Origin of the sequence: Thermosipho sp. (in: thermotogales), from assembly GCF_020054775.1 — a bacterium.
Taxonomy (GTDB): Bacteria; Thermotogota; Thermotogae; order Thermotogales; family Fervidobacteriaceae; genus Thermosipho; species Thermosipho africanus.
Genome location: NZ_JAIHAP010000074.1, coordinates 1 through 9,170, shown reverse-complemented (window position 1 = coordinate 9,170; position 9,170 = coordinate 1). Strand labels below are relative to the sequence as shown.

The following is a 9,170-nucleotide window of genomic DNA, read 5'->3' as shown; positions in this document are numbered from 1 at the left end:
CACAATCCATTTTGAAAGTTATTTTTAAATAAACTTTTAAAATTATCTCTTGCATAGTAATAGCTCTCTGCATTTGGAACAAGTAATATTCTCATCCCTGCATTTTTAATTCTTAGGTTCATTTCAATATCTTGATTTCTCACAAGATTTGGATTAAAAGTTCCAACCTTTTCAAATACCTCTCTTTTGTATATTCCATATGCTACTGTGTCAACATACATTTCTTTTTGAGGATTTATCCTATACCTTGCTCCACCTATTCCAAATGGGTGCGATAGAACTTTTGAAATTGCTATCGCCTTTTTTGTATCACTTCCCGGCCTTGTTATAACCTTGCCACCAGCTATCTCGCATTTTCCTTCGTCTAATCTTTTTATACATTCAGAGATATAATTTTTTGAGTATGTTGAATGTGCTCCAGCTATCATAATGTAATCTCCTGTGGCATTTTTAATTCCAATATTAAGTGCAATTGGAGTAATTTTTTCTGGATTATCGATTATTTTTATGTCTTTATATTCTTTCAAAATTTCCCTTGTTTTATCACTACTCATTCCATCAACTACTACTATCTCTTTTTCGGGATAATCATTTTCTAAAATTGAATTTATACATTTTTCAATATGCTTTTCCTCGTTTCTTGTTGGAATTACAATTGTTACTTTTTTCATCTCAAGCCTCCACTAATCTAACACAAAACTAATAAATTCTTTTTCTTTCTTTTCATTCCAAACAAATCTATCTTTGTATTTTTTTATGTTTTCTAGAAGATTTTCATAGTTTTCGTAAGCTTTAAGTATCTTTTCAACAGACTTATCTACATTATTTGGATCTATAACTACACCTATTCCATATTTTTCAACTTCTTTTGCCATTGACACAAAAGTATTTTTAACTATTACAGGTGTCCCAGCAGCTATAGAATCATAATACTTATGTGGTAATGCAAATATATCATTTTTATAACTTTCATCCATTACAGTATTGTACGAAATCAAAGAAAATGCAGATTTTGAAAGCTGTTCCATCATATCTTCGTACGGTAAAAAAGTGGTATATTCATGAGGAATATCTTTAAAAACATCTGAATCCATTCCGATGATTTTAAATTTAAAGCCTTTTTCTATAAGCCTCTTTATTATTTTCTTTTCATTTGATAAATTTCTCGTTACTTTTCCCACAAAAGAAATTTCTTTCTTTTTTTCTTTGCTTTCAACAGAAATACTTGCATAATTTGGAATAATTAAGTAAGGCTTATTTATTTTCAACTTTTCAAAGATATCACTTTTTGTTTCTTTTGATACAAAAACAAGTTTATCAGACATTTTTAATTGTCTTTCAAAAATTTTCCACATTACTTTTTCTTTTAAAACTTTTGCAAAGCCCTTTAGCGTATTTAAAAAATTCTCAGGATGGTATTCATGGATATCGTAAATTACCACTTTATCTCTTTTTTTTGCTACTTTAAATGGTGCAAGCGGTCTTGATGCAAGAAAATGATGAAAGTATACTATATCATAGTCATAGTTTTTTATCATTTCTACTATCTTTTTATCTAATTTTCTTCTACGCATTAATTTTAATATTGGGTTAGCTTTGACATTTTTTTCATATTTTATCGGCTTATAAAATATATTCCCCTCTTTAGACTCTATTTCCTCTTTATCCGTCCAATATTGATATATTACTTCATTATCTTTTGATAATGCTTTTACTGTCCTAAAAACCCTTTTATCGTACTTTGGATGCATATAACCAATTATAAATATTTTCACACTAATACCTCCAAAGATTATTTTTTCATCTGGTCTTTTACATAAGAAATTACATCTTTATATAGCAATAGATAAATAAGTAAAACTAAAATGCAAAAGATATAGTATATATAGCTTGCCTTAAAAAACGTACCTAAACTTGCAACTATTACTATCAAAATTACAGATATATAAATTCTTTTCATCTTTATATGCATTGGATAATACTTTTGTGCAATAATCGTTCTTAAAGTAAAAAAAACTACATATGAAAGTCCTGTAGATATTGCTGCACCTTTTGCTCCAAAAAACGGCACAAGAAGGTTATTACCTACAAAATTTACAAATGCAGAAACTCCAGTTATAACTATATGCCAATATGTTTTCTTAGTAAAATTAATCCCCAATACCGTCGTTTCAGACAACATGTACATTATTGGATAAAGAATTAGAAATGGTGCTATGTATGATGCTTCTCTATAACTTTTTGCAAAAAGCAAAAATATTAAATCTTTAAAAACTAAAAGTAATAATCCAAAAATAAATAAAATTGCACCAATTAATGAATTTGCTTTTTCAAAAAAATTATCGGAAGTATCTTTTGAATTATATTTTTCATATGCAAGAGGAGCCCAAAAGGTAGTAAATCCCACTTGAATTAGCTGCATAATCGATACTATTTTAAATGCTGCACTATAAAGTCCTATTTCAGTAAAGGTTGAAAATTGCCTCAGTGAAATCCTATCAATCGATGAAAAAAGCCAATACAAAATCGATGATGGAATAAAAGGAATTCCATATTTTAAAAATTCTACTAGTTTTTCAAAATTTAACTTTGAAACAATTCTAGATTGTTTGTCTATAAAGAATCCTACTAAAAGCGCGAATATATTCCCTATTATTTGCCCAAAAATAATTGCATAAAAACTTCTAGATACGGTTAATGCATATACTACCGTTCCCCCAAAATTTCCTAATGCTAAAATTACACTTATTAAAGAAAACAAAAATCCTTTTTTTTGCATTCTAATTGAAAGCTGATTAAATCTTTGAAGAATTCCACTTAGAAGTGAAAATGAAAGAAGATAGCCAATCCCTTTGTAGTAATCTCCATACAAAAATATGCTCAGTGATTTGTCAAAAAATATAAAAAATAAAGAAACAACGGATCCTAAAATAATTGAAGGAATAAGGCAAGACCAAAAGATATTGGGTTTATCTTCTTCCTCATAATAATACCTTACAAAGCTTTGATCTAGACCAAGTAAAGAAATAAGTAACGCTATATTATAAGTCAATGTAAACATTGAGGCTCTTCCAAACTCTTCAGGAAGAATAAGATAGCTAATAATAGGTGTAGAGAAAAAACTTATTATTGCTCTAAGCCAAGTGCCTATAGAAAATGAAAAAAACATTTTTAGATATTTTCTCATTTATTTAATATCACCTGCTTATATACTTCTATTTCTTTACCTACTAAACTGCCCCATGTAAAATTTTTGGCCCTCTCTATTAATCTTTCTTTATCATATCCTTTTTTTAATACTTCAACAACCCTTTCTGAAATTCTTTCTTCAAAATCTTTTCCTTCCTCAACGACATATTCTGGAAATCCTATAGCTTCGGGTATCCCTCCATTGTTACTTCCAATAACACAAGTTCCACATGCTTGGGCTTCTAACACAACGCAGGGCCATCCTTCATTTCGACTAGGAAGTATCATTACATCCATCGCATTTATCCATTTTGCTACTTCTTTCTGCTGAATTCTTCCCGTAAAAATTATATTTAATCCTTGTGCTTCCTTTTTAATTATATCTCTCATTGGTCCATCGCCAACTACTATAAAATATGTTTTAGGGTATTTTCTTGCAATGTTATTAAATATTTCACCAAGTTTATCTGCCCTCTTTATATAAACCAAATTTCCTACAAATCCTAAATATTTATAATCTTTCTTTAATATCCCCAATTCGTTCCTTATACCTTCTTTATCAACTGAATAAAAAATGCTTGGATCGTATCCATTTGGAATTACCACAGCATTTTTTCCTGAGTAACCATATGATTTTGCTTTTTCTAATAAAGCTTTGCTAACAAAAATATTCGCAGAAGATGATTCAAGTACTCTTTTGTATTCAGAGCTTCTTTGTGGCATTAATACATTAACATCACTTCCATGTAAAGTAACTACAAAAGGTTTATTATACTTCTCTGCCAAAAACTTTGCAATTAAACCTGCTGGTACATCTCCATACATACCGTGTGCATGTATAATATCATATTGTTCTAAATCAAATTTTTTCTCAATACTTTTGCATAAGGACCTAAAAAGATTTAAAAGCCCTAATTTATAAAACAGATATTTAATAATATTCCATCTAAATACTTTATAATCTATTCCTTCTATTTCTTTTAAAGGATCATTATAGATTCTTCTTAAAATTTTCTTTAAAGCTCTAACCAGAAAATCGTCTTTATAAGTTAAAGAAACAACATCAAATGAAATTTTAAATTTTCTATATTCTCGTAATCTACTTGTTATAAAAATTCCTCCATTTTTATTTGAAACCCTTGGAAACAAATTTGTTAGTAGCAATACTTTCAAAAAATTTCACTCCTGTTTTTATTTTAAGAATTAAACTTTGCTTTAAATTATCATTTTTTCAACACCACAACTGCTTCTTTTAAATCTGCATAAGCTTTTAAGAAACTTTCTTTTTCACTAACATCTTTTTTTGCAATCAAAACAAATTTTTCGCAGTATTTTACAAATGCCAAAGTATCAGGATTTTCATAGTTTGGTAGGTTAAAGATTATATAGTCATAATTTTGCTTAATATTTTCAAAATCTTTTTCAAAATTATTAACCAATTTCAAAAATTCAGACGTCTCAGATGTTTTGGCTGCAGAAAACACGTCTAAATTTTCCTTGAAATTGTAAATATTATTTTTATCAGTTCCTTTCAAGCCTCTTGCAATATATTTGCCTTCAAAATCAATCAAAATAGTATTACCTGTTGATGAGAAAATTCTGCAAGTCTTAAAGTAACATCATCCTTTTCTTCAACTTTTCCAATGCTTGTAACACCAATAGTTTTTGGTGTTCCTTCTTTAAGTAAGTTCAACGCAATTGTTTTAATATCGTTTAAAAATTTCAAGTTTGTAAAATCGCTACTACCTGTAAGAACTATTGGTTCTTTTTCAATAAGCTTTTCTATATCAAACGAGTCTCTAATCTTCTTATCACTTGCCTCTGACAAAAATACAGCCAAAATCCCAAGGAAAATTCCAAGAACTCCACCAATAGCCAAAGTAAGTTTCTTGTTTGGTTTTGCAGGTTTTTCAGGAATAAATGGCTCATCAACAATTATAGGGACATTTAAATTAAGCCCTGCAGTTGTAAGTTTTGCTTCTTCAAGTTTTGACTTTAAAAGAACATATGCACTCTGTTTTAATTGATAATCTCTTTGAAGTGATAAATATTCTTGCTCAATTTCCGGCAGTTTTTTTATTTGATTTTCTAGCTCAGTTTTTAAACTTAATAGTGCATTAAGGCTTGCCTTGAGAATCTCAATAGAAGATTGAGTAGTAACAAGTTCGGATGAAATACTACTTAAAATAGGATCATCTGTATTTAGCTGGCTTGAAATAATATTTTTAACCTCTTGTTGAATTCTTTTTTGAGCCTCTTCTATTCTTGCTTTGTATTCAGAAACTTCGACAGAGTCTTCTGAATATTTTTGAAGCAGTGCGTTATATTCTATTTGATATTCCGTTAATTTCTCACGCAAAGATGCTATTATAGGACTATTAGGAATATATTTGAGCTTTTCTATAAGGTCTTTTACATCTGATACAGATTTTTTTAGTTCATCAAGCTTTGCCAATGTTTCTTGATATTGTATCTTTGTTGCAAAATACTGCTTGTCAATTTCAGAAAGTGCATCTAAAAGCAATTCAGCCTCTTTTGAAGGAAGAACTGACTTTGTTTGCTTGAAATTCTTTAACTTTTCCTCTATTTCAGCAAGCTCTTTTTCGGTAACAGGTAGTTGTTTTTCAATAAATTCAATCATATACGTATTTTCATCTTTATTTAATTCACTTGAAACTTCTGTATATGCGTCTATAAGTGCTTTAGAAATTTTGTATGCAAGCTCTTTATCATCTAAACTAACTTTTATCTCAATAAAGGAAGTATCTTTTAAAGGCTCTACAGTTATTACTTTCTCCTGAAGTGTTGATATCACAGAGTTTATAGTTACACTATCCCTTTTTTCTTTATCTTTTACCTTATTTTTAAAATAATCGAGAAGATTTAGTTGTTCAATAACCTTGGTAAGTGTTTTCCTGCTCTTTATAATCTCTATCTCATCTGAAATACCAGGCGCGCTGCTACCTCCCAAAACCAAAGCAGCCGCTCCCGAAAGAGACGATAGCGAGGTTGAGCTACTCTTAGCCGGTATTTTAACCTTGGTAGAAATTTCATATATCGGGGTTGCAAAAAAGTATAAATAGACTCCTGTAGCAAGGATCGTAAGTATAAATACTGCCCAAAACCAAAGTTTCCTTTTTTTGAAAATTTTTAGAATATCTGATAATGTTAATTCGTCTATTTGGTTGTTATCCATTATTCCAGCCCTCCCTCAATATGTTTTAGTTTATTAATCCGTTTACATCGTTATAAAGACCTATTAAGCTTCTAATAACTGGCACCCAGTCAAGTGCTGTTTTAAATGCATCAGCAGGTACATAAACAATGTCACCTGGTTCAACCTTTGGATTTTCTTTAATATTGCCTCCTCTAATTGCCCCACTCAGGTTAACCTTTATTGCCTCTCCATCAATTCCGCCTTTGTATAGGTAGACTGAAGAAGGAGCTGCTTTTGTTCCAAAATAACCTGCAGAAATTATTGCCTCAAGAACGGTTGTTCCCTCATTAACAGAAATAACTCCAGGCTTATTAACTTCACCTAGCACGTATGCTATATTTTGTGGAGCATCAATTACTTTAATAATATCTCCAGGTTTTACATTAAATGACAAAGTATATTCAATGTTTGAAATATCAATTATTTTTTCAGTTGCATCCCTAGTAAGTTTTACAAATTTATACGCCTTGTTAATATTTACCTTGCTCATTAACTCATAAAGTGTTGTATTTTCCTTGCTAAGATAAAACATATTAGGTCTTCCACTTTCATCTACAACAAATACATAATTTTTCGTATCAATATCAAATATAATGGTGCTACCATTTTCAAGTTCCATATTTGTATATTCATTCCAAGTAAATGTTGTTTTCGTAGAACCATTTAAAATGGTAACAGTTTTACTAATTCCATCTTTAATTCCACCGATTTTTGAAATAAGTGTTTTAAAATCAAACTCTTCTGTATTTTTGAATTTTACTATACTATTTAAAACTCCTTTTCCAAGTACATACACATACCTTGGAGCTTTTTCAGTTACAAATACAAAATCATTATCTTCAAGCATCATATTTTCTTCACCATTATATATCTTTTGAGCATCTAAAGTATTTACAACTTTCCCATTTCTTATTACATAAACCTTATCAGATGTATAATACAAGTCAGGACCTACAATAAGGCCTCCAAGCTTTCCAAAAAGGGTTTTAAGGTCTGCTGTTTCATAATAGTTAAATTCTACCCTTCCCGTGTTTTTAATATATCCCATTGCAGTTACATAAATAGGCTTTTTCAAAGTTACATTTAGTATTGATCCTTTTTCTATCTCCATGTCTTTATTAAAATCTAATTTCTCTCCGTTTAACGTAATACTATCAATTCTTCTATAGTCCGAAAGTCCAACTTTTGCTAATATTCTTTGTAGCGTTATCTTTTCATTTAAGGCAAAACCTACATACGAGGCAATATCTCCCGTTAAATAAACTGCATTTGCCTGAGAACTTTTAATTACAATAGTATCATTTTTTTCAAGTGGAATTGAAGGATTTTGATAAATAAGAGTGTTAATATCAAAATCCTGTATTTTACCATTTCTTACCAACTGAACTGATTCAATTGATTCAGGCTGACTAATTCCTATCTTTTTAATCAAATACGGTAAAGTCCTCGGCTCGTTATGAAGCAGTGTAACACTTCCACCCTTTAATCCAACAACATTAACAGTAAATGGTTCGTATAAAACCTGAACAATGTCTCCTTTATTTAAATTGTAATCTTGTTCTCCAAAAACTACATCTTTGGCATTTAATTTTTTCTCATTGTTAATCACCACTATACCTTCATTTTCAACTTCTTCGTCTAAAAGACCAGCTTTTGCAAGTAATATTTTTAATGTCTTTTTCTCATCAGCTAAAAACTCTATCTCTCCCTTATTTTTTACATACCCTTGAATATATACGTAAAATTCTGGAATTTTTGGAATATATATCCTTGAGCCTGCAGAAAGTTCTATATCTTTTTTGTTTGAAATAACTTCTTTAAGATTAATTTCAATAACTTTTCCATCTATAAATATTTTTGCATTTTCAATATCTGCAGATTTTTCATCTAGTGGTCCAAGTTTTAAAAGAACATTACTTAATTTAATATCAGGTTCATATGGAATTTCAAGAGTATATGCACCCATAACCTTTATTGTTTTACTATCTAGAAGTGGTGGAATATAAATTATGTCCCCTTCTTTTAAAACTATATCTTTGTCAAATTTTCCTTGATAAAAGTATGGCAAAAGATTAACTGAAATTATATTATCTCCACGTTTTATTTGAACATTTTCAAAATCAACGTTTGAATCTTTTGAAATACCTACAAAAGAAAACAACTTCGTTAAGGTTATACCCGGATAGACAGATATATCAAATACTTTGTTAATTGCCCCTTGTATAAAAACTAGCATTGGTGCATACTCAACAACATAAACTGTAATCTGTGGATCTTTTACAACTTTTTCCGCATATGGTTTTAGTATTTGAGCAATTTCTTCAACTGTTTTTCCAACAACTTTTATATTACCTGCATATGGATAAGGAATAGTTCCATCAAATGCAACTTTAACTGTTCTTGAAAGCTGCGGTTGGTTTAAAACTTCAATTGTTAATGTATCTCCTACTCTTACAGTGTATGAAAAAATACTTACAACAAAGAAAACCAAGAATAAAATGATAACTTTTTTCATCCCAAAAACCTCCCAGCTATATGCTATTTTTATTATTTTAAAACTTACTTAAACCAACTCTTATTATATCATATGGCATGCTATAATAAAAGGCATTTGCTTTTCTACAAAAGATTGTTTCTGAATAATTCACGCTAGCATGAATACTTTCATGTTAATCAATTATTTCCATGTAGTCAATACGCAATATCAAAATCTTAGGTATTCTTGAATTCTTTATCAATTCCACATTTTCAGTTTTTAAAAAAA

Annotated in this window: 7 protein-coding genes; all 7 read right to left on the bottom strand. The window is 29.5% G+C overall.

Translation table 11 applies throughout. The features are described from left to right. Window positions 1–671, bottom strand: a 671-nt coding sequence (locus tag JG780_RS09490; RefSeq protein ID WP_287570326.1) for a glycosyltransferase family 2 protein, incomplete at its 3' end; no start/stop codon positions are given. Between the two features lie 12 nt (window positions 672–683). Then, window positions 684–1,775: a glycosyltransferase gene (locus JG780_RS09485; protein ID WP_287570325.1), complete on the bottom strand. Its 1,092-nt coding sequence runs from the start codon at window positions 1,773–1,775 to the stop codon at window positions 684–686. A gap of 17 nt (window positions 1,776–1,792) precedes the next feature. Further along, complete coding sequence (locus JG780_RS09480; RefSeq protein WP_287570323.1) at window positions 1,793–3,187, bottom strand: lipopolysaccharide biosynthesis protein; 1,395 nt, start codon at window positions 3,185–3,187, stop codon at window positions 1,793–1,795. Continuing rightward, complete coding sequence (locus JG780_RS09475; protein ID WP_287570322.1) at window positions 3,184–4,362, bottom strand: glycosyltransferase family 4 protein; 1,179 nt, start codon at window positions 4,360–4,362, stop codon at window positions 3,184–3,186. The genes JG780_RS09480 and JG780_RS09475 overlap by 4 nt, the downstream gene beginning before the upstream one ends. Window positions 4,363–4,412: 50 nt before the next feature. Then, complete coding sequence (locus tag JG780_RS09470) at window positions 4,413–4,760, bottom strand: P-loop NTPase family protein (RefSeq protein ID WP_287570319.1); 348 nt, start codon at window positions 4,758–4,760, stop codon at window positions 4,413–4,415. Then, entirely contained in the window at window positions 4,757–6,385 is a 1,629-nt protein-coding gene (locus JG780_RS09465) for a GumC family protein (RefSeq protein ID WP_287570317.1), read from the bottom strand. Before JG780_RS09465 ends, JG780_RS09470 begins: the two co-directional genes overlap by 4 nt. Window positions 6,386–6,410: 25 nt before the next feature. Beyond that, window positions 6,411–8,921: a polysaccharide biosynthesis/export family protein gene (locus JG780_RS09460; protein WP_287570316.1), complete on the bottom strand. Its 2,511-nt coding sequence runs from the start codon at window positions 8,919–8,921 to the stop codon at window positions 6,411–6,413. Window positions 8,922–9,170 lie beyond the last annotated feature (249 nt).

Excerpts from the sequence above, each read along its gene's own strand:
- JG780_RS09480 (WP_287570323.1), bottom strand. The coding sequence starts at position 3,187 with ATGAGAAAATATCTAAAAATGTTTTTTTCATTTTCTATAGGCACTTGG.
- JG780_RS09460 (WP_287570316.1), bottom strand. The coding sequence starts at position 8,921 with ATGAAAAAAGTTATCATTTTATTCTTGGTTTTCTTTGTTGTAAGTATT.
- JG780_RS09465 (WP_287570317.1), bottom strand. The coding sequence starts at position 6,385 with ATGGATAACAACCAAATAGACGAATTAACATTATCAGATATTCTAAAA.